Consider the following 24,273-nt stretch of genomic DNA (forward strand, 5'->3'; position numbering starts at 1 on the left):
TCTCGCGATCACAGCCGGGCCAGGGCGAGGGCCCGCAGGCAGCGGTCCCGGTGGGCCTTGCCGCTGCCCATGGGGATGGTGAGCTCCCCCAACCGCAGCCCATAGGCCTCGTTGCCCTGGCCGAGCTGGGCAATGCGCGCGCTCAGCTGGCTCAGGGCCCGCTCCCAGGGGGCGTCCGGGTGGGGGGCGAGCAGCCCGTGGCGGGGTTCGGGATCCTCGAAGCGCTTGCTGTAGCGGCCGCCGCTGCGGGCCAGCTGTTTCCAGGCCAGCCGCGCCAGACCCTCCTGGGGCCGATGGGGTCGCAGCTCGCTCCAGTCCTCGCTTCCATGGGCGTTGCGCTGGCTGGCGGCCTGATCCGCCGCCTTCTCCCCTTCGCCCACCACCGCCACCGGCCCATTCAGCCGCTGGGGGTAGACCAGCTGGGGAGCGCTCGGCTCCCAGACGCTCCAGCAGTGGAACAACCCCAGGGGCGCCGTGGACCAGATCCGCAGTCGCCCCGGGCGCTGCTCCCCCCGCTGGGGGGAACTCCAGGCCACGGCGATCGTTTCGTCCCCTGCTGGCACCGTCAGCGTCGTGATCGGCCCGCCGCTGGCCCTGAACTGGATCTGGACGCCGTAGCGGTTCACTCGGCTGTTGAGCTGCAGTGGGTAGGCCAGGGGCTCGCCGGCGAAGCCCCCCGCCGGTTCGCCGCAGCGCAGGCGCAGCCCCTGCAGGTTGAACTGGGTGAGGTGCAGGCTGATCAGGAACAGTCCCGTGCCCAGAAACCCCAGCAGCAGCGGGCCGTTGCTGCCGCCATTGATTCCCAGCAGGTAGAGCACCAGGCAGCTCAGCAGCCAGAGCCAGCCGAACCGCGTCGGCAAGATGTAGAGGTTGCGCAGGCCCAGCAGCAACTCCGGGCCTCCCCGGGGCCGGATCAGGCGATCGGGGAAGCGCTCACGGGGCGCCGCTGCGGCGGGACGGGGGCTCAAACCAGGTTGAAGTTGCTCTGCACGAAGGCATCAACGGGATTGATCGCGCTGATGTTGTCGAAGGTGCCGATCAGGGCGATTTCGTTGGCGCTCACCGTGGTGGAGTTGGTGGAATTGCCACCACCGGCGTTGAAGGCGTAGAGGAAGGCGTTGTCGTTGTCGTAGGCGAGCAGATAGCCCTTGCCGCCTCTGGTGCTGGTTTTCAGCGTGGCGCTGCCGCTCCCGATCAGGCCATCCAGCAGGGCCGTCCCATTGGTGACGCCCGCCAAGGTTGCGGAGGAATCGAAGTTGAAGGCGAAGATGTCGCTGCCCGTAGGGCCGGTATTCAGGTTGTAGCTGGTGGTGGCCCCGCTGATGCTGGCCAGGCTGGCGCTGCTGCCGCTGCGGCTGGTGAGGCTGTCGGAGAGGCGGATGGTCTCTCCCGTGACAGGGTCGAGGTTGAAATCGGTGATCGTGCAGCGGTTGGCGGCGCTACTGATTCCGCTCAGGTCGAAGCTGTCGGTGCCGTCAAGGCCGGTGAGCGTGTCGAGGCCGCCGCCGCCCTTGAGCAGGTTGGCGGCGATGTTGCCTGTGATCACGTTGGCGCCGCTGTTGCCCGTGCCGTCGATGGCGGCGTTGCCGCTCAGGCTGAGGTTCTCGATACCAGCGGCCAAGGTGGTGGTGCTTGTGGCCACCAGGGTGTCGGTGAGGGTGGTGGTGACGCTGCTGGGGGTCCCCAGGGCAGCATTGGTGGGAGCCGAGAGGCTGAGGGTGAAGCTTTCGTCGGCTTCGTAGCTGTTGTCGTTGAGCAGGGCGACGGTGATGGTCTTGTACGTTTCGCCGGCGGCGAAGCTGAGGCTGCCGCTGGTGGCGGTGTAGTCGAAGCCGGCGGTGGCGGTGCCGTTGGCGGTGGCGGTGGCGTAGCTCACTGTTGTCGTCACACCGGCGGGGTTTGCCGACGAGAGGCTGACGGTGTAGGTAACGCTGGTGTTCAGTCCCTCGACCATGGTCTGGGCGGACGAGAGGCTCAGCACCGGCAGATCGTTGTCGAGGTTGGTGAGGCTGACGCTGCTGCTCACGCCCTGGTAGGCGGAATCTCCGGAGGCACTGGTCAGGGTCACCGCGTAGGGCTGGGGGCCATCGACCAGTTGATCGTCGACTCCGGTGACGATGACGGTCTGGGCGACGTTCCAGTTACTGGTGGTGAAAGTGAGAGTCGACTTATCGGGCGTGCCTTCGTTGGTCTTGGTGCTGCTGACGCTGATGCTCACATTGGCCGTCGGTGCGCTGGCGAGCACGACGCTGAAGCTCGCTGTGCCGCCCGCTTCAGTTGTGGTGAGCCCGGAGGTGGGAGTGACGACGATCCCGGGTAGGGCCGCCGTGGCCACGATCGTGCCGCTGATCAGGTACTGGCCCAGGCTGCCGTAATCGCTGTAGCCGGTCATCAGGGGATTACCTTCACCGACCCCATCGATGGCGAGGTAATAGGTGCCAGCGATGGAGATGTCGTAACTGAAGCTGGCTCCCAGGCCATACTGGGGATTGGATTCATACAATTTAGTGCCGTTTGATGCGTAGAGGCCTGCCCAGATGTCCAGGTTGGTGCTGCCGCCAGGAGCCGTGACGTAGCTGCTCAGATAACTGCCACCGGTATTGATGAAGGCCTGGGTGATGCTCCCAACTGAGAAGGAGATTGTGCCGACTCCGGTGGTGAATCCGTACCAGTCCAGATCGCTCCGGGTTTCGATGATTCCGAATTGAAAGACATCCACCAGAGAGGCATAGGTGGCATTTGATCCGTTCACTCCCAGGGAACTTGCGGTTGCGGCAGTATTACCTGAGGCATCAGACCGGTAAGTGCTCTGGCTGGCGATGATCGCAAGATCATCTTGCTTTTGGTTCGCCCCGATGTACTCACCCTTGCTCCACTGGCTGAGGGGCTGGTAATAACCAACGCCCATGATCGGTGCCCAACCGGTTTCGCCCGATCCCTGGCCGCTGTAGTAGCCCTGGGTGGCGGTGCCGTCATGGCTCAGGCCGAGGTTGTGCCCAACCTCATGGCTGATGGCTTCGGCAATGTATTTTTCACCGTTGGGCCCGAGATTCTCCGGGAAGATAAGAGCTGGTTTGTAAGTGTCGCCAACGGAGTCAAAGACATTCACATAGGCGATGCCTCCGTAGTTTCCGAAGTAGCTGCTGATCGGGCTGATTAAGGCACGGGTGCCGTAGATCTGGTCGCCGATGCTGCTTCGTGTGAGAAAGGCCTCGCCGAGATACTCCGTGGTGACATCAATGTTGAATGGTGCGAAGTCTTCGGCCACCCGTTGCCAGATTTTCTGGATCAGTGCCCGTTCCTGATCGTTGAAGTTGTTGGGATCAGCATCGATCGACCAAGCGGGGGCGTTGATGGCGTTGCCGCCGTTGTAGCCGTTGCTCCAGGCGGATCCAGCCGGAATCAGATGGCCATCGAAGTCCAGGTAGATCGACTTTGTCGCCAGGGGGTTGCTGTGGAGCTTGAAGGTGTCGAGCAGGCTGAGGGACGCCACCGTGCCGGCGGCGGCCACGGCCGTTGTGGCGGCTTCGACGGCGCCGCCACTGACGCGGAGAGTGGAGCAGGCCGGGCAGCGGCAGACGCTGGGTTCAGCCGCCTTGAACTGGGCTGAAGCGGTGTGGGACGTCAGCGCGCCGGAGGGGGCCCAGCCACCGGCCTCGGGAATCGCATCGGGACGATTCTCAGCCGCCAGCGGTGGCGTCGGGGAGGCCTTGTCCACGGCCAGGAGCGGCTGCGTCAGGCTCTCGAAGGGCCGCGGCGGTGTGCTGAGCGGAGGGAGGGGGGCGTCGCTGCCGGTGATTGGATCCTCCCGGGCGAATCGCTGATCGCCCACCCCAGCCAGGGGATTGGTGTCGAGGCCGCCGAGGCTGATCGGGTCGCGGCGGCTACGCCCGGAGCCTCCAGGGTTGAGCTGATCGAGCAGCCAGTCAACCGTTGCAGTGGTGCGCGCCATGGCCTTGCGATCAGGTTCACCGTGAACCTCAAACTACTGCTGGTGCTCCCCTAACGCACGCCATCCACCGCCTCCAGCAACGGGCGGCTGAGGGTGCCTTCCGCCCCCCGGGGCTCGCCCCCATCGAGGCGGTGTTCACACACCGCCGCGAACACCGCCTGCACGTCGCCTGGTTTGACGAAATCGCGACCCTCGATCAGCGACCAGGCCCGGGCCGCCTGCAGCAACCCCTGGGCCGCCCGGGGTGAGAGCGCCGCACTGCTGCCGGCAAAGTTCCCGGCAAGGTTCCCGGTTCCGGGCCCCGCCTTGCGGCTCTGGGCCACCAGATCGAGCACGTAATCCAGCAGGGCCGGCGAGGCGTGCTGACGGCGGCAGCGCGCCTGTTCCTCCTGGAGTTGCTGCGGGCTCAGCAAGGTGGGCAGATCGGTCAGCGCCAGGCCCTCACCCGCCAGCAACGCCCGTTCCGCCTCCCGAGCCGGGAAGCCCAGGCTGAGCCGCATCAAGAAGCGGTCGAGCTGGGATTCCGGCAGCGGGGCGGTGCCGGATTGATCGAGGCCGTTCTGGGTGGCGATCACGAAGAAGGGCTGGGGCAGCGGGTGGCTGGTGCCATCCACGCTCACCCGACCGGCCGCCATCGCCTCCAGCAGGGCGCTCTGGGTGCGGGGGCTGGCCCGGTTGATCTCGTCCGCCAGCAGTACCTGGGCAAACAGCGGGCCCGGCTCAAAGCGGAAGCTCCCCTGGGTCTGATCGAACAGACGGATGCCGGTGAGATCGGCCGGCAGCAGATCGCTGGTGAAATGCACCCGGCGGAAATCCAGGCCGAAACTGCGGGCCAGGGCCTCGGCGAGGGTGGTCTTGCCCATGCCGGGCAGGTCTTCGAACAGCAGGTGCCCGCCGGCCACCAGAGCGCTCACGGCCAGCTGCACCTGGCGTTCCTTGCCGAGCAGCACCCGACTGATCTGGGCCACGACGGAGACCAGGGAACTCATGGACCGGCGCAGGTGGCGTCAGGCTAGGGGTGTTGCCGCCCCGATCCGTGTCCAGCGCAGGCTCCGAACCGATCGAGCGCCACGGCGGCAACCTGGCGGCCACCGCCCGCCGCCTGGGCTGCCGCCCCGACCAGCTGTTGGATGCCAGCGCCTCCCTGGTGCCCTTCGCGCCCCCCGCCGCCCTGCTGCGGGCCCTGCGGTCCGCGCCGCTGCGGGCCTACCCCGACCGCACCTACGCCTCCCTGCGCGGGGCAATCGCCCGCCTCCATGACCTGGAGCCGGCTCAGGTGCTGCCCGGTAACGGCGCCGCCGAGCTGTTCACCTGGGTGGCGCGGGAGGCCGCGGCCGCTGGTGTCAGCGTGCTGCCTGCGCCGGGCTTCGCCGACTACGAACGCGCCCTGGCTTGCTGGGGGGGCGCCTGGCGGCGGCTGCCCCTGGCCCTGGAGTGGCCCGACGCCTGGCCCCAGGCGTTTCCGGATCCGGGCCCCGCGCTGGCCCCCGCCGAGGTGCTGTGGGTGACCAACCCCCACAACCCCACCGGCCAGCTGTGGTCGCGCGCCAGCCTCGAGGCGCTGCTGGGGCGCTTTGCCCTGGTGATCGTCGATGAGGCTTTTCTGCCCCTGGTGCCAGGAGGCGAGTGCGAATCGCTCATCCCCCTGGTGGCCGATCACCCCAACCTGGTGGTGATCCGCAGCCTCACCAAACTGTTTGCGATTGCGGGCCTGCGCTTGGGCTACGCCGTGGCCGCGCCGGAGCGGCTGGGGCGCTGGAGCGGTTGGCGGGACCCCTGGCCGGTGAACGCCCTGGCCGCTGCCGCTGGGGAGGCCTTGCTGGCTGATGGCCGCTGGCCCCGGCGGGTGCGCCGCTGGGTGGGCTCCGAGGGGCCGTGGCTGCGCCAGCGCTTGGCGGCCTTGAGCGGGCTCTATCCCTTGCCATCGGCCGCCAATTTCCTGCTGGTGCGTGGAGAGAGTTCCCTGGTGCCCCTGCGCGAGCGGCTGGAGCGCCAGCACCGGGTGCTGCTGCGCGATGGTCGCTCCTTCGAGGGGCTGGGCCCCGAGTGGCTGCGGATCGGCCTCCAAAACCGCGGCGGCAACGGGCGGATCCTGCGGGCCCTGGCCTGGGAGCTCAGGCAGGGGGCCTGAGCTCCGCCAGCAGGGCCACCAGCCGCTGGTCGGCATCGCGCACCGCCAGGCGCTCCATGCCCTGCCGCAGGCTGAGCAGGGGGTCGGCGGCGCCATCGACCCCCCGCAGCCGCGGCCCCAACAGATGCCAGATCGCCTCGCCCAGGGCCTTCTGCTCCGGCGGGTGCTGCCAGACGATCACCGCCGCCCCCAGGGCCGCCGCCGCCGCCGCATTGGCGTCCTGGTGGCGGTCGGCGGCCTGGGGGAAGGGCACCAGGATCGCGGGCGCCCCGCTCACCGCCAGCTCGGCCAGGCTGCCGGCGCCGGCGCGGCTGATCACCAGATCGGCGTGCTGCAGCAGGCCTGGCATGTCATCGCTGAAGGGGCGCTCCAGGTAGAGCGGCTGCTGGAAACGGCCCGCCTCCGGGTCGCTGCTGCCGCTGAGGTGCACCACCCGCACACCGGCTTCCAGCAGGGCGGGGAGCAGGGGTCGCAGCATCCGGTTGAGCCCCACGGCCCCCTGGCTGCCGCCCATCACCAGCAGCAGCGGGCCCTCCCCAGGGGGCACCCAGGCCGGAAGCGCGGCGGGCTCCAGGAAGGCTCGGCGCACGGGGGTGCCCGTGAGCAGGGGGTGGCATTGGGGCAGCCGCCGCTGGGCCTCGGGCAGCCCCACCGCCACCCGCGTGCACAGCCGCCCCAGCAACCGCGTCACCCGCCCAGGCACGCCGTTGGATTCGTGCAGCACCACTGGCACGCCGCAGCTTCTGGCCGCCAGGATCACCGGGGCGGCGATGTAGCCGCCGGTGCTGAACACCAGCTCAATCCGCTCCCGCCGGATCAGCCGGCGCACGTCACGGCTGGCCAGCAGCAGCCGGAGCAGTTGGCAGAGCTTGCGCAGGCCCCGGCCCTGGAGGCCGCCCGCCCGCACGGTGTGCAGCGGGTAGCGGCTGGGCACCAGCTCCCTCTCCAGCCGGTCCGGCACCCCCAACCAGCGCACCGACCAGTTCGACGGCAGGGCATCGGCGACCGCCAGGGCGGGGAAGAGATGGCCCCCGGTGCCGCTGGCGGCGATCAGAAGCCTCGTCATGGAAGTCAGTTGAAGCGCCGCTGGCGCGGGGGAGCGCGCCTAACTTAAGGGTCACCCCCGTTGCGCTCCATGTCGCTGCTTCGCCCCTGGCTCGCTGCCCTGCTGGCCGCCGCGGCCCTGGCTCTGCCGGCGGCACCGAGGGCTGCCCAGGCGGCCGCCCCTGCCAGGATCAGCGCCGAGCTGGCGCCGCTGCCGCCTGCCTTGCAGAGTCTGGAGGCGGCCCTCAACAGCGAGGCCCCTGGCGCCCTGGCCGCCGTGCTGGAGCCCGGTGTTGGGCTGGTGCCAGCGTCGATCGAGGGCCGTCGCCGCAGCTTCAAGGAGCGTTTCCCCGACGCCCGCTGGCAGGTGCTGAGCGGTCCGCCCCTGGCCGATGGCCGCAGCAGCCTCACCCTGCGCGTCACCGGCAGCCGCAGCGAAGGGCCCTTTGCCTATCGCCTGTTGGCGGAACAGGTGCTGGCGGTCACCAGCAGTGGATCCCGGATCACGGCCCAGGAGCTGCTCAAGGAGAACTCGATCCTGCGCAGCGGCAGCGCCGATCTGAAGGTGAGCCTGCTGATCCCCGATGCGGTGCTCACCGGCCAGCGCTACGACGTGGATGTGGTCTTCGACGAACCCCTCAATGGGGCGGTGGCCGCCGGCGGCATCGCGGCGGTCACTCCCCAGCAGGTGGAGGCCCAGGAAAGCCCCGAGATGCGCCTCTCGGCCCTCGGTGGTGGTGGCCTGTTCAAAACGGTGCTGGCCCCCGATCAGCCCGGCGGCCAGACCTGGGCAGTGCTGCTCGTGCATCCCAATGGCATCATCAGCGCCAGCAAAAGGGTGCGGGTGGTGAGCAGTTCGGCGGCCCTCAAGCTCTGAGCGGCCCCTGGCCCTCTCCCAGATCCTGCCCGTACCAGCGGGCCAGGGCGGCCAGATCCTCCTCGCCGAAGCCAGCCTCGATCAGCTTGTCCTCCATCGCGGCCACCCTGGCGCTGATCGGCAGCTCCAGCTCTTGGGCAGCGGCGGCGGCCAGGGCGATGGTGAGGTCCTTGCGGTGCAGAGCGAGCTTGAAGCCGAGGGGGAAGTGGCCCCGCAGCATGGCGCCCGAGCGGTGCTCCAGGGCCCACGATCCCGCCGCGCCGCCCTTGAGGGCCTCCACCACCAGCTCCAGCGGTAGCCCCAGGCGCCGGGCGAGGGCGAGGGCTTCTGCCACCGCCGCGTAGCTGCCCGCCACCAGCACCTGGTTCACGGCCTTGGCCTGCTGGCCCGCGCCCACCGGCCCGAAGTGGGTGAGGCGCCCCCCCACCACCTCCAGCAGGGGCCGGGCCCGCTCCAGGTCGGCCGGCTCGCCGCCCACGAGCACCGAGAGGCTGCCGGCGCGGGCCCCTTCGGTGCCACCGGTCACCGGGGCATCGAGGTAAGCCACCCCCAACAGCCGCAGCCGCGCCGCCAGCTGCTGGCTGACGGCCGGATCGATGCTGGAGAAATCCACGACCAGGGCGCCGGGCCGCAGGCCCTCGGCCGCCCCGTCCGCTCCGAACAGCACCGCCTCCACATCGGGGCCATCGCTGACGCAGATCGCCAGCAGGTCGGCGTCGGCCGCCGCCGCCGCCGCCGTGGCCGCCCGCCGGGCGCCCCTGGCCGCCAGGGGCTCCTCCCGCTCCCGGGTGCGGTTGTGGACCGTGAGCGCAAAGCCCGCCGCCAGCAGGTTGGCGGCCATCGGTTCGCCCAGGGCTCCAAGGCCAAGAAAGGCCACGCTCAGTGGGTTCTGGGCGTTGGGGCCCGGGGGCCAGGAAGATTCGGTCATGGACGCCGCGGCCCCGGTAGGGATTCAGTCGGATGGGTTCCACAGGATGGCGAAGTCATCCAGCCCAACACCATGCGCGCCTTTTCTTCCGTTTCCGTTCAACGCCTGCTGCTGCCACCGGTGGCGGCCGCCCTCGCCCTGGCCCTGCAACTGGGGGGCGCCCAGGCCCAGACCGCCCCCACACCCCAGGGGTCCATGGGCCCACGCCAAGAGGCCCTCAATCTCACCCCCGCCCAGCGCGAGGGGCTGTTCAGCGGCCGTAAATCCATGGCCCTGCGCACCGCCTCCGAGCGGATCGCGTTGCTCCAGCAGAGCGAACGCTGCCTCTCAGGCGCCAGGGATCTCGATGGCCTGCGCACGTGCCAGCAGCAGGAGCGCTCCGCCCAGCGGGAGCTGATGGAGCGCAAGCGCGCCGAGGTGACCGCGCTGTACCAACGCCTGGGTCTGCCGGCCCCGCAGCCGCGCCGCTGGAATGGCCAAAAGCGGACTGGCTCTGGCCCTGAGGGTGCCGGAAATCCCGTCTGGTGAGGCCGAGGTGGATTGAGCTGAGCCCAGCTGATCCCATGGCTCAGCTGATCGGGCGGGAGGGCCTCAACCCGCGCTCAGATCAGGCCTCATCAAGGGCCGCCACGCCGGGCAGCACCTTGCCCTCCAGCAGCTCCAGGCTGGCGCCGCCGCCGGTGGAGATGTGGCTCATCTGCTCGGCCACCCCCACTTTCTCCACGGCGGCCACGGAGTCACCGCCACCGATGATCGTGCAGCAGCCGGTGGCGCTCAGGCCCGCCAGGGTGTGGGCGATGGCGTTGGTGCCGGCGGCGAACTTGTCGAACTCGAACACGCCCATCGGGCCGTTCCAGATCACCGTCTTGCAGTCAGCCAGGGCGGCCTGAAAGGCCTGGATCGAATCGGGTCCGATGTCGAGGCCCATCCAGCCATCGGGGATGGCCTCGATCGATGTGATCTGGCTGTTGGCGTCGGGGGAGAAGTTGTCGGCCAGGACCACATCGGTGGGCAGCAGCAGCTGAACGCCCTTGGCCTTGGCCTTGGCCTCCAGCTCCTTGGCCAGCTCGAGTTTGTCTTCTTCCACCAGGCTCTTGCCCACCGCCAGGCCGCGCGCCTTGTAAAAAGTGAAAATCATGCCGCCGCCGATCAGCACCTTGTCGCACTTGTCGATCAGGGCTTCAAGCACACCGATCTTGCTGCTCACCTTGGAGCCGCCCACGATCGCCGCCAGGGGGCGCTTGGGCTCATCGACGGCACCCTGCAGATACTGCAGTTCCTTCTCCATCAGCAGACCGGCCACGCAGGGCTTCAGGTAAGCGGTCACGCCCGCGGTGGAGGCGTGGGCGCGGTGGGCGGCGCCGAAGGCGTCGTTCACATAAACGTCGGCCAGAGCGGCGAGCTTGGCGGCGAAGCCGGGGTCGTTGGCCTCCTCCTCGGCGAAGAAGCGCACGTTCTCCAGCAGCAGCACGTCACCGTCGGCCAGGGCGGCCACCTTCGCCTCGGCGTCGGGGCCGATGCAGCTCTCGGTCTTCACCAGCGGCTTGCCCAGCAGTTCGCTCAGCCGCGCAGCGACGGCGGTGAGGCGCATGGCCTCGTTCACCTGGCCCTTGGGACGTCCGAAGTGAGCGGCCAGGATCACCCGGGCGCCCTTGCCAGAGAGGTCGTTGATCGTGGGCAGGGCGGCGCGGATGCGGGTGTCGTCGGTGATCCCCCCCTGATCATCAAGCGGTACGTTGAAGTCCACCCGGACCAGGACACGCTTGCCGCGCAGGTCGTCGGCGGTGAGGCTGGTCAGGGAGCGCTTCGCCATGGGGGAGGGTTTCGGGGTAAAGGATGGGCGACATTAACCCTCAGCCTTCTGCCGCCGGCGGCCCCGGGCGCTAGGACAAGGGCACCCGGGAGCGTGGCGATGTTTGAAACGGTGCTGTTCCCCATTGATCAGAGCCGCCAGGCCCTGGACGCGGTTGCCACGGCCCTGAAGCTGGCCCGGCAGCATGAAAGCCACCTGGTGGTGCTCTCGGTGGTGGAGGAGGAACCCGGGGCGATGCACGACCCCGAGGCCGTGGCCCAGCTGCTGGAGCAGGCCCGCAGCAGCTTCGTGGAGGCGGGGGTACCCACCCAGGTGATCGAGCGGCAGGGCAAGCCGGCCTTCGTGATTTGTGATGTGGCCGATGAGATCAACGCCGATCTGATCGTGATGGGCACCCGGGGGCTGACCGTGGAGGCCGACGTTCCCAGCACCGCCGCCCGGGTGATCCAGCTCGCCCCCTGTCCGGTGCTGGTGGTGCCCTGATGGATGGCCCAGGGGAGGCCGGCGGCCGCGCGCCGGCGATCCAGTGGTACCCCGGCCACATCGCCCGAGCCGAGCGCCAGCTCAAGGCTCAGCTGGCCAAGGTCGACCTGGTGATCGAGGTGCGGGATGCCCGCATTCCCCTCTCCACCGGCCATCCCCGTCTCAAACGCTGGACCGACGGCAAGCAGCGGCTGCTGGTGATCAACCGCCGTGACATGGTGCCGGAGGCGGCCCGGATCGCCTGGGATCGCTGGTTCCGCGCCCGCGGTGAGACCCCCTGGTGGTGCGACGCCAAGGTGGGCACGGGCGTCAAGCAGCTGCAGGAGGCGGCGATTCGCGCCGGAGAGCAGCTCAATGCCCGCCGGGCCGGTCGGGGCATGCGTCCGCGGCCGGTGCGGGCGCTGATGCTGGGCTTCCCCAACGTGGGCAAATCGGCGCTGATCAACCGGCTCGTGCGCCAGAAGGTCGTGGACAGCGCCCGCCGGGCCGGGGTCACCCGCACCCTGCGCTGGGTGCGCCTGGGCCAGGCCCTGGATCTGCTCGATGCCCCCGGCGTGCTGCCGCCCCGGCTCGAAGACCAGCGGGCGGCCCTGCTGCTGGCCCTCTGCGACGACATCGGCCAGGCGGCCTACGACGGCGAGGCGGTGGCGCGGGCGTTTCTGCGCTTGCTGGAGAAGCTGGAGCTCGATCCCGCCAACGGCATCGCCGCCGGCTTGCTCCAGCGGCGCTATGGCGTGGCGGCCCCGGCCGCCCATGCCGATGGGGCCGAGTGGCTGGAGGCCGCCGCCGCCCGCCACACCAGCGGCGACACGGCCCGCCAGGCCCAGCGCCTGCTGGATGACTTCCGCCGCGGCGTGCTGGGGCCGATCGCCCTGGAACTGCCACCGGAGCCGGTGCTTGAAGCGCCGCCTGCAGAGCTCCCTCCGGCGGAGCTGGAGCCCGCCGGGATGGAGGTGGCCGGGGCGTGAGCGGCTTCGGCGAGGGGGAGGGGGAGCTGCTGACGCTTGAGTACCCCAAGCCGCTGCCGATGCGGTTGGACCGCTGGCTGGTGAGCCAGCGGCCCGAGCAGAGCCGCGCCCGGATCCAGAAGTTCATCGATGCCGGTTACGTGCGGGTCAACGGCGTCACCGGCCGCGCCAAGACCCCCCTGCGCCAGGGCGATGCGGTGCAGCTGTGGATGCCGCCCCCGGAGCCCCTGCCCTATCTGCTGCCCCAGGACATCCCCTTGGATGTGCTCTTCGAGGACGAACACCTGATCGTGCTCAACAAGCCCGCCGGGCTCACGGTGCACCCGGCCCCGGGCAACAGGGACGGCACCCTGGTGAACGCCCTGCTGCACCACTGCCCTGATCTGCCGGGCATCGGCGGCGAACTGCGCCCGGGGATCGTGCACCGCCTCGACAGGGACACCACGGGCTGCATCGTGGTGGCCAAGAGCCAGGAGGCCCTGGTGAAGTTGCAGGGCCAGATCCAGAGCCGCGTGGCCTCACGGGAGTACCTGGCGGTGGTGCATGGGGCCCCGGGCGCCGAGCGGGGCACGGTGGTGGGGGCGATCGGGCGCCACCCGGTGGATCGCAAGAAGTACGCCGTGGTGGCCGAGGCCTCCGGGCGCCATGCCTGCACCCACTGGCAGCTGCTGGAGCGGCTGGGCGATTACTCCCTGCTGCGCTTCAAGCTCGACACCGGCCGCACCCACCAGATCCGCGTCCACTGCGCCCACATCGGCCACCCGATCGTCGGGGATGCCACCTATGGCCGTTGCCGCAAACTGCCGGTTCCGTTGGCGGGCCAGGCCTTGCATGCGGTGCAGCTCGGGCTCGACCATCCGATCAGCCACGAGCGCCTGGTGTTCGAAGCGCCTTTGCCGGCGGCATTCGAGCGCCTGCTGGCGAAGCTGCGCAGCGTCTGAGCGCCGGCCGGGATCCAGGGGGCCAGGGAGCCCGTGCTCAAGTGGCCAGCGACGGCAACCGCGGGGAGGCCTCCACCAGGGCCCGGGTGATGGCTGCCTGGGGATGCTCCAGCAGCTGATCGCCCGGCCCCTGCTCCACGATCTTGCCCCCCTCCAGCACGATCAGCCGCTGGCAGAAACCGCTGGCCAAGGCCAGGTCGTGGGTGACGAACACCATCGCCAGCCCCAGGCGCTGCTGGAGGGAGCGCAACAACTCCAGCACCTCCGCCTGCACCTCGGCGTCGAGCATGCTCACGCTCTCATCGCAGAGCAGCACCCGGGGCTCGAGCATCAGGGCGCGGGCGATCGCCACGCGCTGCTGCTGCCCCCCCGAGAGCTCCCGGGGCAGGCGCCGCTCGTAGCGCTCCGGCGGGGAGAGCCCCACCGCCGCCAGCTGGGCGCGCGCCCTGGCCCGGGCTTCGGCGCGGCCCGCCAGACCGTGGATCAGAAGGGGATCGGCGATCGCCTCCCCCACGGCCATGGCCGGGTTGAGGCAGGCCAGGGGGTCCTGGAACACCATCTGAATGCGCCGCCGGGCCCGGCGCCTCAGGCGGCCCCGCAGCGCCAGCAGGTCCTGGCCCTGCAGCCGCACCGATCCGCCCCGCACCGGCGTCAGGCCCATCAGGGCCCGGCAGAGGGTGCTCTTGCCGCAGCCCGAGGCCCCGACCACGCCGAGGGTTTCCCCTTCGCGCACCTGCAGGCTCACCCCGTCGACGGCCTTGAGCCAACGGGGGTTCCAAGGCAATGAGGGCAGCGGGTGCCAGCAGCGCAGGTTCTCCAGCTCCAGCAGCAGCGGTGCCTCGCTGGGGGCTGGGGTGGGGGTGCCCTCGCGGGCGCGGGCGGCCGCCAGCAGCCGCTGGCTGAGGGGGGCCCGGGGGCGGGTGAGCAGTTGGGTGGCGGGGGCCTCCTCCACCAGCCGGCCCTGATCGAGCACGGCGATGCGATCGCACCAGCGGCCCGCCAGCGCCAGGTCGTGGCTGATCAGCAGCAGGGCGCTGCCCGCCTCCTGGCAGAGGCGGCTGAGTTCGGCCATCACCTGGGCGGCCACCGCCACATCCAGGCTGGTGGTGGGCTCATCGGCGATCACCAGGGGCGGTTCCAGGGCCATGGCCAGGGCGATGGCCAGCCGCTGGCGCATGCCGCCGCTGAATTCATGGGGGTAGCTGCCGTAGCGCTCCGCCTCGATGCCGACTCGGGCCAGGAGCTCCTCGGCGCGCTGCCGGCGCTGGCGGCGTTTCCACAGGGGGCGGTGGGCCGCGAGGGTGTCGTTCAGGTGCTCCCCCACCGTGAGCAGCGGGTTGAGCCGGGTCATCGGGTCCTGGAAGACCAGCCCCACGGCTTCACCACGGAGCTGGCGCAGTGCCCCCTGCCGCAGCAGCCGCGGATCGGTGCCCGCCAGCAGCAGGGTGCCCTCGCAACGGCTGCCGCTTGGCAGCAGCTGCAGCACCGCCCGGGCCACAGTGCTCTTGCCGCAGCCCGAGGGGCCCACCAGGGCCAGCCGCTCGCCCCGGGCCAGGCTCAGGTTCAGGCCGTCGAGGGTGGGAACCAAGGCTTCCCGCTCCGATCCGGCCGCGGGCGGGTACTGCACCACCAGATCGCGGATCAGCAACACCGGATCGGTGGCGGAAATGGTGGCCATTCCCCCAGCTTGGATGCCGGGACCCGCACATCCGGCCAAATGTTTCGGCGCCCCAATACGATGGATGAATCCGCAGGGTGAAATGCTCGAAGCGGCCCAGGCCACGGCTGTCGAAGATCTTGTCGCCGACGATCTTCTCGCCGAAGATCTCGCTCTCGACGATGGGGATCTGGAAGATCGGGCGGTTGTTGATGCCGATCGCGTCGATCCCCCTGCCGAAGCGCCTGCTGGACATCCCCCGGTGAGCGGGACCTTGGTGGTGGCCTTCGGCTCTGGGCGCCGTTCCGCCGACGACTACGCGATTCCGCTGCCGGAGTGGCTGCGGCGCGCTTTGGAGCAGTCCCAGCCGTCTTCCCCAGCTCGCGCCCCCGGGGCTCCCGCCACCGCCAGCGAGGCCCAGCCGGCAACCGCTCATCCGCCCGCAACAGCCCATCCGCTCGCAACAGCCAATCAGCGCCTGCTGGCCGCCGCCTTCGATTTCGCCTACCAGCTCCATGACGGTCAGATGCGGGCCAGCGGCGAGCCCTACATCGTTCATCCGGTGGCGGTCGCTGATCTGTTGCGGGAGATCGGTGCCAGCCCCAGCGTGATCGCCGCCGGGTTCCTCCACGATGTGGTCGAGGACACAGGCGTCACCCCCGAGCAGCTCGAGCAGCATTTCGGCCCTGAGGTGCGGGCGCTGGTGGAGGGGGTCACCAAGCTGGGGGGCATCCATTTCACCAACCGCACCGAGGCCCAGGCGGAGAACCTGCGACGCATGTTCCTGGCCATGGCCAGCGACATCCGGGTGGTGCTGGTGAAGCTGGCCGACCGGCTCCACAACATGCGCACGATTGCGGCGCTGGCGCCGGAGAAGCAGCAGCGCATCGCCCGCGAGACCCGCGAGATCTACGGCCCCCTGGCCAACCGGCTGGGGATCGGCCGGCTCAAGTGGGAACTGGAGGATCTGGCCTTCAAGGTGCTCGAGCCCGAGGCCTTCCGCGAGATCCAGCAGCAGGTGGCCAGCAAGCGCAGCGACCGGGAGGATCGCCTGGCGGTCACCGTGCAACTGCTGCGCGACCGGCTGGCGGCGGTGGGGTTGGAGGCCTGTGACGTGAGCGGCAGGCCGAAGCACCTCTACGGCATCTGGAGCAAGATGCAGCGCCAGCAGAAGGCCTTCCACGAGATCTACGACGTGGCGGCCCTTCGCATCCTGACCCCGAGCGACGAGGCCTGTTATCGCGCCCTGGCCGTGGTGCACGACACCTTCCGCCCGATCCCCGGCCGCTTCAAGGACTACATCGGTCTGCCCAAGCCCAACGGCTACCAATCCCTGCACACGGCGGTGATCGGCCGCCACCGGCCGATCGAGGTGCAGATCCGCACCGCCGACATGCACCAGGTGGCCGAATACGGCATCGCCGCCCACTGGAAATACAAGGAGGGGGGCTCCCCCGCCGCCGGCGACACCGAGCGCTTCAACTGGCTGCGGCAGCTGGTCGACTGGCAGAAGGACGACGGCGGCGCCGACAGCAGCGACTACCTGGCCTCGATCAAGGAAGACCTGTTCGATGAGGAGGTGTTTGTGTTCACCCCCAGCGGTGATGTGGTGGGGTTGCGCAAAGGTTCCACGGCGGTGGATTTCGCCTACCGGATCCACTCGGAGGTGGGCAATCACTGCCAGGGGGTGCGCATCAACGACCGCCTCTGCCCCCTGGCCACGCCGCTGCAGAACGGCGATTTCGTGCAGATCCTCAACGCCAAGTCGGCCCACCCCAGCCTCGATTGGCTCAACTTCGTCGCCACCCCCACGGCGCGGAACCGCATCCGCCAGTGGTACAAGCGCAGTCACCGGGAGGAGAACATCCTCCGCGGGCGGGAGCTGCTGGAGCGCGAACTCGGCCGCGACGGCTTCGATGCCCTGCTCAACGGACCGGCCATGGCCAAGGTGGCCCGCCGCTGCAACCTCATCGGCACCGACGATCTGCTGGCCTCCCTGGGCTTCGGGGGCGTCACCCTGCAGCAGGTGGTGAACCGGCTGCGGGAGGAGATCCGCCTGGCCACGGCGGTGGCCGCTCCGGTGCTCAGCAACGAGGAACTGGCTCGCACGGTGTCGGCCCAGGCGGAGAGCGCCCCTGCGCCGAACGAGACCTCCACCGCCAGCCCGATCCTGGGGCTCGAGGGGCTCGAATACCGCATCGGTGGTTGCTGCAGCCCCCTGCCCGGGGAGGCGATCCTGGGCACGGTTGCCCTTGGCAACCACGGCATCACCATCCATCGCCAGGACTGCCCCAACATCAGCCCGGTGCCGGTCGACCGGCGGCTGCCGGTGCGCTGGAACCCCCTGGTGGATCCCGTGCGCCGCCGTTACCCGGTGCAGTTGCGCATCGAGGTGCTCGATCGCGTCGGGGTCTTGAAAGACATCCTCACGCGCCTCTCCGACAGCCGCATCAACGTCAGCGATGCGCGCGTGCGCACCAACCCCGGCAAGCCGGCCCGCATCGACCTGCGGGTGGAACTCACCAGTGCCGCCCAGCTGGGCACCACCATGGACCAGATCCGCTCGATGGCGGATGTGCTCGATCTCTGCCGCACGGGCATCGGCTGAGGTGTGGAGCCCCTGAAGCCGTGCCTTTGGTCACATCAGCTCCGGGAAGCGCTGGCTAGACAGGCTCAACCCATTTCAGGAGTCGCGTCCCATGACCTCTGAGCAAGCCGCCGCCCTGCTGGATGACACCCTCGATCTGGTGCATCTCCGCCTTGAGCACCTGCAGTTGAGCCATCAGGGGGCGGAATGCCAGGCCCTGGAGGCGGAATTCCGCGAGTGGCGCCACCCCAGCGGCCCGGAGATCGATCTGGTGCTCTGCCCGACGCCTTCTGCCGGCTGAGGGGCTGTCGGCTGAGGGGCTGCCGTCGGCGATGACGCCAGCCGACACTGGGGGTTGTGCGGCGGACGCCCCCCTTGAAGAGCGAGGACACCATCGCCAGCGGCGGCGGCGCCACCGACACGATCGCTGCGGTTGCCACCGCCGTGGCGCCGGGGGTAGGCAGCGTCGCGATCGTGCGGGTCTCCGGGGCTGGGGCTGAGCCGATCGCCCGCCGGTTGTTCCTGGCCCCTGGGGACCAGGCCTGGGAGAGCCATCGGGTGCTCTACGGCCATGTGATCGATCCCGGCAGCGGTGAGCGCCTCGATGAGGCGCTGCTGCTGCTGATGCGCGCCCCCCGCAGCTTCACCCGCGAGGACGTGGTGGAGTTCCACTGCCATGGAGGGGTGGTGGCCGTCGGCCGGGTGCTGGAGCAGGTGCTCGCGGCGGGGGCCCGGCGTGCCCTGCCTGGGGAGTTCAGCCAGCGGGCCTTCCTCAACGGCCGCCTGGACCTCACCCGCGCCGAGGCGCTCAGTGAGCTGATCACCGCCCGCAGCCGCCGGGCGGCCCAACTGGCGATGGCGGGCCTCGATGGCGGCCTGGAGCGGCGCATCGGCGCCCTGCGCTTCCGGCTGCTGGATCAATTGGCGGAGCTGGAGGCCCGCGTCGATTTCGAAGAGGATCTGCCCCCCCTTGAGGGCGGCGCCGTGGTGGCGGAACTGGAGTCTGTGAGGGGGGAACTCGCCGCGCTGGTGGCCGAGGCCGCCCAGGGCCGGGTGCTGCGGGAGGGGTTGAAGGTGGCGATCATCGGTCGCCCGAACGTGGGCAAATCCAGCCTGCTCAATGCCCTCAGCGGCAGCGAACGGGCGATCGTCACCGAGCTGCCCGGCACCACCCGCGACCTGGTGGAGAGCGAACTGGTGCTCCAGGGGGTGCCGATCACCCTGCTCGACACGGCCGGTATCCGCCCCACCGACGACCCGGTGGAGCGCCGGGGGATCGAACGCAGCCGCTCGGCCCTGGCGAGCGCCGATGCCGTGTTGCTGCTCTTCGACCTGTCGGCAGGTTGGGGCGAGGCTGATGGGGCCCTGCGGGCGCTGGTGCCCGAGGGGGTGCCCTTGCTGGTGGTGGGCAACAAGCTGGATGCGGTCCAGCCAGATGCGGCCGCTGGGGGTGGGGTCGCCGGCCCGGCGGATCTGGCAATCAGCGCCCTGGCGGGCGAGGGGCTGGGCGCCCTGGCGACGGCGCTGCTGGCTCGATGCGGCGCGACGCTTGGATCAGGGTTGGAAGTGGCCCTCAACCAGCGCCAGCGGGATCTGGCCGCCGAGGCCTCCATCGCCCTGGGCCGATCCCTGGAGGCCGCTGATCAGGACCTCCCCTGGGACTTCTGGACCATTGACCTGCGCCAGGCGGTGCGCAGCCTGGGGGCGATCACCGGCGAGGAGGTGAATGAAGCCGTGCTCGATCGGATTTTTTCCCGCTTCTGCATCGGCAAATGAAGCCTCAGCCCGCCGGTGCCACCCCGTGGGCCTTGAACCAGGCCTGCAGCCGCTTCCAGCCCGCCGCCGCCGCTTCGGCCAGGAAGGTGGGGCGGTAATCGGCGTGGAAGCCGTGGGGCACGCCCGGGAACACCTGGATCTCACTGCGGTTGCCGGCCGCCTTGAGCGCCGCCTGCATGCGCTGCACCGACTCCAGTGGGATGCCCTCATCGGCGCCGGCATAGAGGCCCAGCACCGGTGCCTTCAGCTTTCCCGCCAGATCGATCGGGAAGCGGGGCTGCAGCGGCGTGGCGGTGCCCACCAGGCGGCCGTACCAGGCCACACCGGCCTTGAGCTTGGGGTTGTGGGCGGCGTAGAGCCAGGTGATGCGTCCACCCCAGCAGAAGCCCGTGATCCCCAGCCGGCTGGTGTCGCCCCCATGGCCCGCGGCCCAGGCCACCGTGGCATCGAGATCGGAGAGCACCTGGGCATCCGGCACCTGGGCCACCACCGGCAGGATGGATGGGATGTCGGGCAGCTGGCTCACATCCCCCTGGCGCTCAAACAGGCTGGGGGCGATCGCCAGGTAACCGAGTTTGGCCAGGCGCCGGCAGACGTCCTGGATGTGGGCGTGCACCCCGAAGATCTCCTGCACCACCAGCACCACCGGATGGCGGCTGCCCTTGGCGGGCTGGGCGCGGTAGGCGGGAATCGAGCGATCAGCCGCCGGCACGCTCACGAAGCCGGCGAGCAGCCCATCGGCGGGTGTGGTGATCGTGGCCGCCATGGTCGGCCCGGCGGCGATGGCGAAACCAGTGGCCAGGCCCCCCAGCAACAGCTCCCGGCGCCGCAGGCTGAGGGTCGATGCGGGATCATTCGATCGGGTTCCCATGGAGCTGCTGGGGGCTGGGGTTGGTTCCAGGCCACTCTGGTCGACAATTCTTTCCACCCCAGCCCCGCGCCTCTGGTTTGCGGCGGTGCCGCGCCTACCCATGCCCCCAGGTCCCGCCCCCCACGCCAGCCTGCTCGCCGATCCAGGTCTGAGTGAGCGCTTGAGGGGCTGGCTGGCCGAAGACATCGGCCGTGGCGATCTGACGGCGCCCGCCCTGATGGGGGCCCGGGGCCAGGCCGCCTGGATCGCCAAGCAAGGCGGCCGCTTCTGCGGCGGCGTGCTGGTGGAGCCCCTGTTCAAGCTGCTGGATCCGGCTGTGCGGGTGGAGCTTCTTGTGGCCGATGGCGTGCTGGTGGAGCCGGGGACGCGCCTGCTGGAGCTGGAAGGCCCAGCGACGGCCCTGGTGGCGGGGGAGCGCACGGCCCTGAACCTGGCCATGCGCCTCTCGGGGATCGCCACCGCCACGGCGGTGCTGGTGGCCCAGCTGGCGGGCAGCGGCGTGCGCCTGGTGGACACCCGCAAGACCACGCCGGGGCTGCGCACCCTGGAGAAATACGCCGTGCGTTGCGGCGGCGGCCACAACCACCGCCAAGGTCTCGATGACGCCGCCATGCTCAAGGAAAACCACCTGGCCTGGGCCGGCGGGGTGGCCGCCGCGATCGCGGCCGTGAGGGCTTCGGCCCCCTGGCCGGCCCGGGTGATCGTCGAGGCCGAAACCGCCGCCGAGGCCGAAGCGGCGCTGCGGGCCGGCGCCGATGCGGTGCTGCTGGATGAGTTCACGCCCCAGGCCCTCGCGGAGCTGGTACCGCGCCTGCGGGCGCTCGCCCCGGCAGTGGTCCTGGAGGCCTCGGGTGTGGACCCCGAAAGGCTCAGCGCCTATGCCGCCACAGGCATTGATCTGATCTCCACCAGCGCGCCGATCACCCGCAGCCCCTGGCTCGATCTGAGCATGCGCTTCGAGCGGGCCTAGATTTCGGCTCAATCCGTCTGGGTCGTGATCGTGGGTTCTTTTGCCCCTAGCCGTTTCCGGGCCCTGCTCCTGGGAGCCTTGAGCGCCGTGCTGCCGCTTACGGCGCTCTCGCCGGCGCCGGTCTCCGCCGAAACCGTGCTGGAGCGGGCGGCCAAGAGCGGCGAGGTGCTGATGGTCGGTCCCTCCGACATCCCACCGTTGATCCGGCTGGGGGCAAAGGGCGAACCCGAGGGCTATGCCATCGATCTGGCCCGCCGCATTGATCGCCAGATCAAGGCCGAACTGGGCAGCAAGCTGCAGATCCGCTTCGTTCCCGTCGACAACGCCGCCGCGATGGTGGAGGCCGTGGCCAGCGGCCAGGCGGGCCTGGCCTGCGGGGTGCCGTTCAGCTGGGAGCGGGACAGGGTGGTGGACTTCTCCCTCCCGATCGCCCTCTCCGGCCTGAGGCTGCTCAGCCGCAGCGGCGCCGTCGATGGCTCCCCCGCCTCCCTGGCGGGTCGCTCGATCGCCGTCGTGGAAGGCTCCATCGGCGCCGGTGCCCTGGGGAGCCTGCAGCCCAAGGCCAAAGCGGTCAGCTTTTCCACCCTGGCTCAGGCCGTGACGGCCCTGGAGCAGAACAAAGTGGCCGGTGTTCTCGGTGACACGATCGTGCTCGCCGGGCTGCGTCAGCAGCGCCGGCTCAGCGGCGTGACGCTCGTGCCCCAGGTGCCCTATCTGAGTTACGGGGTGGGTTGCATCGTGCCCGAGAACAATTCCACCTTGCTGAACGTGGTCAATCTGGCGATAGCCGGACTGTTCCAGGGTTACCTGGAGGGACGTCCCGACGCCGTGGCCAGCGTGGATGCCTGGATCGGTCCGAAGGGTGTGCTGAGCGTGCCCACCGAGCGCGTCCGCGCCTTCTTTCAATCGGTGCTGCTGAGCCGCGAAGGCTTCATCCTGGGGGGCTCTTCCCCGGCCGCTTCCCGCTGATGGCAGCGCTTCCGCCTGTCGGCGGACCCCTCCCGCGCTCCCTTCCGTTCTTCATTCCTCGCGTCAACCCGATGGCGACCTTCTCCCGCTCCGGCCTTTTCGGTTTTCTGTTGTTGCTGGCCGCCCTGGCCCCCGCTGGTGCTGGTGCCACCTCGTTGGCTGATGCTGGCGCCACAACGCTGGCCGGTGAGGGGTCCCCACCGGCGGCCAGTGCCTCCCCGTTGGAAGCTGCTCCGGGCTCGATCGATGCCCGGCTGCGGCGCATCTCCCAGGCCCTGAGGGAGAAGTCCCCTGAACCCATGGGGCCTGAGGATCGCGCCAGCTCCCCAGATGGCCGCCTCGCCTTCGTGTTCGCGAACGGCGGCGGTCGCCGGGTCGGCTGGGGCAATGGCGGCTTCCGCAACGGTGGCTTCGGTAATGGCGGCTTCCGCAACGGCGGCTGGGGCAACGGCGGGTTCCGCAACGGTGGCTTCGGCAACGGCGGGTTCCGTAACGGCGGCTTCCGCAACTTCTGGTGACCCCGCCAGGCGCCCCGCCCCTAGGCAATCCGGAGGGGTTCGGGCCCTTGCAACTGCTGGTGATCCAGCCCACCCCCTACTGCAACCTCGACTGCGACTACTGCTACCTCCCCAACCGCAACGACCGCCATCGCCTGCCCCTGGAGATCCTGGAGGCGGCCCTGGAGCGGGTGCTGGAGAGCCCCTATGTGGGCGGTGACTTCACGCTGCTGTGGCATGCGGGCGAACCGCTCACCGTGCCAATCGCCTTCTACGACGAGGCCAGCGCCTGCATCCGTAGCGCCCTGGAGCGCTGGCAGGGGGAGGGGGAGCCGCTGTCGATCCACCAGTCGGTGCAGACCAACGCCACCTTGATCAACGACGCCTGGTGCGACTGCTTCGAGCGCAACGGCATGTCCGTGGGGGTGAGCATGGATGGGCCGGCCTTCCTCCACGACATCCACCGGCGCACGCGCACCGGCCTGGGGACCCACGCCGCCAGCCTGCGGGGCATCGAGGTGCTTCGGCGCCGGGAGATCCCCTTCCAGATGATCTGCGTGATCACCGAAGAGGCCTTGGGCCATGCCGACGAGTTGTTCGCCTTCTTCGTGGACAACGGCATCACGGATGTGGCCTTCAACATGGAAGAAACCGAGGGTGAGAATCGCGTTTCAACCCTCAGCCGCCCCGATGCGGAGGTGGCCTACCAGGCCTTTTTGAAGCGGTTCTGGGAGCTTTGGCAGCAGAACAACCCTGCGCTGATGCGGGTGCGGGAGTTCGAGGGCATCTGCAGCCTGGCGGCGGCGGATGCGCGGATGGAACTCTCCGACATGACCCATCCCTTCGCGATCGTGAACGTGGATGCCCGCGGTTCGATGACCACCTTCGATCCGGAGCTGCTGGCGGTTCAGACCGACACCTACGGCGACTTCGTGCTCGGCCATGTGCTCAGCGACAGCCTGGTGTCGATCGCGGCCAGCGCCAAGTTCGAGCGCATCCACCGGGACATGCGCTCCGGCCTCGCCCGCTGCCAGAGCGAGTGCGCCTATTTCGGCCTCTGTGGGGGCGGCGCCGGCAGCAACAAATACTGGGAGCACGGCACCTTCGATTGCAGTGAAACCCAGGCCTGCCGTTATCGGATCAAACTCACGGCCGATGTGGTGCTCGCTGGGTTGGAGGAGATGTTGGAGCTTTCGGCCTGAAGGTTGGCTGACTTCGACAGTTTTCGGCGCAGCTCTGTGCTGATCAGAAATGTCAACCGGCACATTTTTGGCGACCGCTCATGAGCTCTGCGGTGACGTTTCGGGCTTCGAAGTTTCCCTCGGCAAGGCCCTCAATCGTGGCCCCATCGAGCTCCGCATCAGCGATTAATCGCTTCTCCTGAGGAGAAGCCTGCAGCAAAAGTCTGCTTTTTTCTGCTCGAGCTTCTGAAGCATTTTACTTTTGTAGCCTATGGCCTCTGGCCGACTTCGTCTGCTTCTCCGCTATAAACTGATGTCAGCGCCGATGGGTGGCTGCGGAGCCTTGAAGGGCCTGAACACATCAACGACGTTCAGCCCAAGGTTGAGAAGCTTGACTCCTTCGGAGCAGCCATTGGCACGGGTTGTGACGTTTGCATTTCAGGGGTTCCTCCATGCCAGGTTTGGCTGGTGGGAAAGCTCTCATTTGAACTGGATCAGCATTTCGGGGTCCGGGCAATCGGGCGAAGCCCAGAGATCCAGGGTCCAGCGCAGCGACCTCCTCACGGGTTCGGCAGCGGGAAGGCACTGGGATGAAGTTCGCCGAGACCCGAACGACGACCCAGGGCTG

At 69.4% G+C, this 24,273-nt stretch carries 21 protein-coding genes; 13 read left to right on the forward strand and 8 right to left on the reverse strand.

Annotated elements, in window-relative coordinates; all coding sequences use genetic code 11:
• Positions 1-8: 8 nt before the first annotated feature.
• The 3 genes from KBZ13_RS07945 to KBZ13_RS07955 are packed head-to-tail and all read right to left on the reverse strand — an operon-like array spanning position 9 to position 4,941.
• A complete protein-coding gene (locus KBZ13_RS07945) occupies positions 9-968 on the reverse strand; it encodes a hypothetical protein (RefSeq protein WP_255008018.1) in 960 nt (319 codons plus the stop codon).
• A complete protein-coding gene (locus KBZ13_RS07950; protein WP_255008019.1) occupies positions 965-3,952 on the reverse strand; it encodes a Calx-beta domain-containing protein in 2,988 nt (995 codons plus the stop codon). Before KBZ13_RS07950 ends, KBZ13_RS07945 begins: the two co-directional genes overlap by 4 nt.
• A gap of 50 nt (positions 3,953-4,002) precedes the next feature.
• The gene (locus tag KBZ13_RS07955) at positions 4,003-4,941 is read right to left on the reverse strand and encodes an AAA family ATPase (RefSeq protein ID WP_255008021.1); all 939 of its coding nucleotides are present in this window, start codon (positions 4,939-4,941) and stop codon (positions 4,003-4,005) included.
• Between the two features lie 47 nt (positions 4,942-4,988).
• On the opposite strand from KBZ13_RS07955, the gene KBZ13_RS07960 reads away from it, so the two are divergent.
• Positions 4,989-6,083, forward strand: coding sequence for a pyridoxal phosphate-dependent aminotransferase (locus tag KBZ13_RS07960; RefSeq protein WP_255008026.1), 1,095 nt, complete (start codon positions 4,989-4,991; stop codon positions 6,081-6,083).
• On the opposite strand, the gene KBZ13_RS07965 is transcribed toward KBZ13_RS07960, so the two are convergent.
• Positions 6,067-7,149, reverse strand: a complete 1,083-nt coding sequence (locus tag KBZ13_RS07965; protein ID WP_255008027.1) for a UDP-N-acetylglucosamine--N-acetylmuramyl-(pentapeptide) pyrophosphoryl-undecaprenol N-acetylglucosamine transferase — start codon at positions 7,147-7,149, stop codon at positions 6,067-6,069. The two genes, KBZ13_RS07960 and KBZ13_RS07965, sit on opposite strands and share 17 nt — an antisense overlap.
• A gap of 69 nt (positions 7,150-7,218) precedes the next feature.
• Between KBZ13_RS07965 and KBZ13_RS07970 the strand changes: the two genes are divergently transcribed.
• Positions 7,219-8,004, forward strand: a complete 786-nt coding sequence (locus KBZ13_RS07970; protein ID WP_255008029.1) for a hypothetical protein — start codon at positions 7,219-7,221, stop codon at positions 8,002-8,004.
• On the opposite strand, the gene KBZ13_RS07975 is transcribed toward KBZ13_RS07970, so the two are convergent.
• Positions 7,994-8,932 carry an NAD(P)-dependent oxidoreductase gene (locus KBZ13_RS07975; protein ID WP_255008030.1) on the reverse strand — a complete coding sequence of 313 codons (939 nt, stop codon included), beginning with the start codon at positions 8,930-8,932 and terminating at the stop codon, positions 7,994-7,996. The two genes, KBZ13_RS07970 and KBZ13_RS07975, sit on opposite strands and share 11 nt — an antisense overlap.
• Positions 8,933-9,004: 72 nt before the next feature.
• Between KBZ13_RS07975 and KBZ13_RS07980 the strand changes: the two genes are divergently transcribed.
• Complete coding sequence (locus tag KBZ13_RS07980; protein ID WP_255008032.1) at positions 9,005-9,460, forward strand: hypothetical protein; 456 nt, start codon at positions 9,005-9,007, stop codon at positions 9,458-9,460.
• A gap of 79 nt (positions 9,461-9,539) precedes the next feature.
• Here KBZ13_RS07980 and KBZ13_RS07985 read toward each other — a convergent pair whose 3' ends face one another.
• Positions 9,540-10,745 carry a phosphoglycerate kinase gene (locus tag KBZ13_RS07985; protein ID WP_255008033.1) on the reverse strand — a complete coding sequence of 402 codons (1,206 nt, stop codon included), beginning with the start codon at positions 10,743-10,745 and terminating at the stop codon, positions 9,540-9,542.
• A 99-nt stretch (positions 10,746-10,844) separates the two neighbouring features.
• Between KBZ13_RS07985 and KBZ13_RS07990 the strand changes: the two genes are divergently transcribed.
• From KBZ13_RS07990 to KBZ13_RS08000, 3 genes are read left to right on the forward strand one after another with little or no spacing between them, the layout of a single operon-like run.
• Complete coding sequence (locus KBZ13_RS07990) at positions 10,845-11,228, forward strand: universal stress protein (RefSeq protein ID WP_255008210.1); 384 nt, start codon at positions 10,845-10,847, stop codon at positions 11,226-11,228.
• Positions 11,228-12,196, forward strand: a complete 969-nt coding sequence (ylqF, locus tag KBZ13_RS07995; protein ID WP_255008035.1) for a ribosome biogenesis GTPase YlqF — start codon at positions 11,228-11,230, stop codon at positions 12,194-12,196. The genes KBZ13_RS07990 and ylqF overlap by 1 nt, the downstream gene beginning before the upstream one ends.
• Positions 12,193-13,137: an RluA family pseudouridine synthase gene (locus tag KBZ13_RS08000; protein WP_255008036.1), complete on the forward strand. Its 945-nt coding sequence runs from the start codon at positions 12,193-12,195 to the stop codon at positions 13,135-13,137. Before ylqF ends, KBZ13_RS08000 begins: the two co-directional genes overlap by 4 nt.
• Before the next feature lie 37 nt (positions 13,138-13,174).
• On the opposite strand, the gene KBZ13_RS08005 is transcribed toward KBZ13_RS08000, so the two are convergent.
• The gene (locus tag KBZ13_RS08005; protein WP_255008038.1) at positions 13,175-14,815 is read right to left on the reverse strand and encodes a dipeptide ABC transporter ATP-binding protein; all 1,641 of its coding nucleotides are present in this window, start codon (positions 14,813-14,815) and stop codon (positions 13,175-13,177) included.
• Between the two features lie 82 nt (positions 14,816-14,897).
• Here KBZ13_RS08005 and KBZ13_RS08010 point away from each other — a divergent pair, with 82 nt between their 5' ends.
• The 3 genes from KBZ13_RS08010 (at position 14,898) to mnmE (ending at position 19,157) form a co-directional block, all read left to right on the forward strand.
• Complete coding sequence (locus KBZ13_RS08010; protein ID WP_255008040.1) at positions 14,898-17,402, forward strand: RelA/SpoT family protein; 2,505 nt, start codon at positions 14,898-14,900, stop codon at positions 17,400-17,402.
• A gap of 91 nt (positions 17,403-17,493) precedes the next feature.
• Positions 17,494-17,682, forward strand: coding sequence for a hypothetical protein (locus tag KBZ13_RS08015; protein WP_255008042.1), 189 nt, complete (start codon positions 17,494-17,496; stop codon positions 17,680-17,682).
• Between the two features lie 74 nt (positions 17,683-17,756).
• Positions 17,757-19,157 carry a tRNA uridine-5-carboxymethylaminomethyl(34) synthesis GTPase MnmE gene (gene mnmE / locus KBZ13_RS08020; protein WP_255008044.1) on the forward strand — a complete coding sequence of 467 codons (1,401 nt, stop codon included), beginning with the start codon at positions 17,757-17,759 and terminating at the stop codon, positions 19,155-19,157.
• Positions 19,158-19,161: 4 nt separating this feature from the next.
• On the opposite strand, the gene KBZ13_RS08025 is transcribed toward mnmE, so the two are convergent.
• A complete protein-coding gene (locus KBZ13_RS08025) occupies positions 19,162-20,028 on the reverse strand; it encodes a dienelactone hydrolase family protein (protein WP_255008046.1) in 867 nt (288 codons plus the stop codon).
• Between the two features lie 100 nt (positions 20,029-20,128).
• On the opposite strand from KBZ13_RS08025, the gene nadC reads away from it, so the two are divergent.
• The 4 genes from nadC (at position 20,129) to grrM (ending at position 23,666) form a co-directional block, all read left to right on the forward strand.
• Positions 20,129-20,998 carry a carboxylating nicotinate-nucleotide diphosphorylase gene (nadC, locus tag KBZ13_RS08030; protein WP_255008048.1) on the forward strand — a complete coding sequence of 290 codons (870 nt, stop codon included), beginning with the start codon at positions 20,129-20,131 and terminating at the stop codon, positions 20,996-20,998.
• A gap of 30 nt (positions 20,999-21,028) precedes the next feature.
• Positions 21,029-21,967, forward strand: coding sequence for an extracellular substrate binding-like orphan protein GrrP (gene grrP / locus KBZ13_RS08035; RefSeq protein ID WP_255008050.1), 939 nt, complete (start codon positions 21,029-21,031; stop codon positions 21,965-21,967).
• 71 nt (positions 21,968-22,038) lie between these two features.
• A complete protein-coding gene (gene grrA / locus KBZ13_RS08040; protein WP_255008053.1) occupies positions 22,039-22,485 on the forward strand; it encodes a GrrA/OscA1 family cyclophane-containing rSAM-modified RiPP in 447 nt (148 codons plus the stop codon).
• Positions 22,482-23,666, forward strand: coding sequence for a cyclophane-forming radical SAM/SPASM peptide maturase GrrM/OscB (gene grrM / locus KBZ13_RS08045; protein WP_255008055.1), 1,185 nt, complete (start codon positions 22,482-22,484; stop codon positions 23,664-23,666). The genes grrA and grrM overlap by 4 nt, the downstream gene beginning before the upstream one ends.
• The last annotated feature ends 607 nt before the right edge of the window (positions 23,667-24,273 follow it).

The sequence above is a fragment of the Cyanobium sp. ATX 6F1 genome, assembly GCF_024346315.1.
In the GTDB taxonomy this organism is placed as follows: domain Bacteria; phylum Cyanobacteriota; class Cyanobacteriia; order PCC-6307; family Cyanobiaceae; genus ATX-6F1.